Annotated in this window: 2 protein-coding genes; both read left to right on the forward strand. The window is 31.3% G+C overall.

The annotated features are described in order from the left end of the window. On the forward strand, positions 1-1,696 hold a 1,696-nt coding region (ptsP, locus tag EZH24_RS09850), incomplete at its 5' end, for a phosphoenolpyruvate--protein phosphotransferase (RefSeq protein WP_137998978.1). Then, a partial coding sequence (locus tag EZH24_RS09855; protein WP_137998979.1) for a tol-pal system YbgF family protein occupies positions 1,696-2,755 on the forward strand: 1,060 nt, incomplete at its 3' end. The genes ptsP and EZH24_RS09855, both read left to right, overlap by 1 nt.

The following is a 2,755-nucleotide window of genomic DNA, read 5'->3' on the forward strand; positions in this document are numbered from 1 at the left end:
TTCTCTTGACACTCCGATATACAAAATTGAAGAGGAACACATCGAAGAAGAATATAAAAGATTCGACTTTGCCATAGAAAAATCTATAAAAGAAATCGAAGATATGCAAAAATACGCCGACAATAATATAAAAAATATTTTGTCTATGCATATTTTGATGCTTAAAGACAAAGTCATTATCGAGCAGGTTAAAAACGAAACTAAAGAAAAATTATTCAATATAGAACATATTTACGATTCTATAATTTCCGAATATTTGGATAAACTCTCTTCGTTAAGCGACAAAACTTTATCGGAAAGAGCGAGCGATATTATCGATATAAAATCGAGAGTGATAAGAAATTTGATTCGCTTCAATTCGGAAGATGCGAATAAAATTCCAAAAGATTGCATAGTGATAGCGAAAACTTTGACTCCGAGCGATGTTTTGAAATTTAACGCTTTGGGAGTTAGCGGTTTTATTGTGGAAAGCGGAGGATTCACTTCGCATGCTTCAATACTTGCAAAATCTTTCGGAATTTCCACAATATTTAATGTCGCCGATATATCGAATAAAATTAAAAACGGCAGAAAAATAATTATCGACTGCAAAAGCAATATAGTCATAATAAATCCGAATAAAAAAGATATAGAAAATTATACGATACTAACGGAAAATATAAAAAAATATAAAGAGCAATCGATAATTGACGCAAGAGAAAAAGCGATAACGAAAGACGGAGTTGAGATAAAAGTAAACGCAAATATCGATATTCCAGAAGAAACTGAAAGCTTACCTAAATACGGAATAGATTCTATAGGCTTATATAGAACGGAATTTTTATATATTTTTTCGGATGTTAATGACGAAGAGAATTCGTTTTTCCCGAGCGAAGAAGTTCAATTTAAAGTTTATAAAGATATAGCTTCAAAAATGAAAGGAAGAGTAATCATAAGAACTTTGGATATTGGCGGAGATAAAATGTCTCCAGCTTTGGGTTTGATGGATTTCAAAAAAGAAGACAATCCTTTTTTGGGATGGCGAGCGATAAGATTCTGTCTTTCAAATAAAAATGTTTTTAAAGAGCAGTTAAAGGCGCTTTTGAGAGCTTCCGCTTTCGGCGATATTGAAATAATGATTCCTATGATAAGCGTTTTGGAAGAGATTACCGAAACGAAAAAATTTATCGAAGAAATAAAATTTGAATTAAAAAAAGAAAATGTGGAATTTAACGAAAATATAAAAGTAGGCACTTTGATAGAAACTCCTTCGGCTGCGGTTATTATAGACTTGATACTTAAAGAGGCAGATTTTATTTCAATCGGCTCAAACGATTTGGTTCAATATATGATGGCTTGCGACAGAACGAACGAAAAATTAAGCGATTTATATAATCCCATAGACATATCGGTTTTGAGAATGCTAAAACATATAATAAATTCCACAAAAAAAGCGAATAAAAGAATAACTTTATGCGGCGAGATGGGAGGAGTCGCTTTATACACTCCCGTTTTGCTCGGACTCGGAATAAGAGAATTGTCGATGTCTATTGATTCTATAGCGAAAGTAAAAAATACGATTAGAGCGGTTTCGATTAAAGAATGCGAGGATTTGGTAAAAGAAATGCTAGATAAAAAAGACAATAGTTTTTCAAAATCCGTTTTAAATAGTTTTAGAAATAAACTAAATATAAAAATTTACGAAGGTATAAATTGATGCTTAAAAATAGAAATTATTTGATTATTTTATCATTTATCATTTTATCATTAACTTCCTGCAAGGTAAAAGATTCTATAGACGAAATGCAAAAATTAAGAAGAATAGAAAAAACGGAAGATTACGGAGCTTTAAGCGATTTTTTGAAGTCTCTTCCGAAAACGCAACAGGAAAACGCGCAAACTCCATATAACGAAATTAACACATTCTTAAAAGGCAGAAACGAAATTCTCTCTTCAAATTATAAAGACGGTTTTGAAACTTTGGCGAGATTTTTATTTACATATCCATCGAGTTATTACGAGAGCGAGGCTTCTTATCTTTTGGGGCAGGCTTTGATTTTTATGATAGAAAATAATCCTTTATATGTGGAAGAATTTTATAAAAAATTAATAACGGAAGGAATAGTAGAAGGCGAAGAAAACAGCGAAGAATCTAACGCCACGAATCAATCGAACGCTTTAAAAAATATTTATAATCAAATGGGAATAATTGAGAGAAACGGCGTCTATTCTTTCAACGGCTATGTTTTCGACAGAATAGTTCAAGATAGCGAAAGCGTATTTCCGTTAAAGGATTTTGCATATTATTTCAGCATCCGACATAGATTTAAAAATATTAACTCTAAAGAAGATAAAGGAAGTTTTATAACGAATGTCAATTATTTAAGAAGATTTTCCGACAGATACAGAACGAGCGTTCTTCAAGAAAGCATTTTAAATAACAAATCTTATTTTCCAGAATCTCTCCCTTTTGAATTAAGCCAAAGAGAAAAAATCGATTATGACAATACGATTAAAACCGTTAGAGAAAGAATTGAAAAAATTAAACCCGCTTTTGAGGAAGATTATTATATAATTGGAAACGGAATAATAATAAGAGACAGAATCCCCGCAATCGAAGGAAGAGAAAACGAATTATTTAAATTATATAATTACGATTTTGTAAAAGTATTAAATAAAACGAATGTCTATAACGCAAGAGACAGAGAAAGAGAAGATTGGGCTTTAGTGAGATACGACACTTATTACGGTCCGATAATCGGATGGAGTTATTTAA

Source organism: Brachyspira catarrhinii, from assembly GCF_005518285.1.
GTDB classification, from domain to species: Bacteria; Spirochaetota; Brachyspiria; order Brachyspirales; family Brachyspiraceae; genus Brachyspira; species Brachyspira catarrhinii.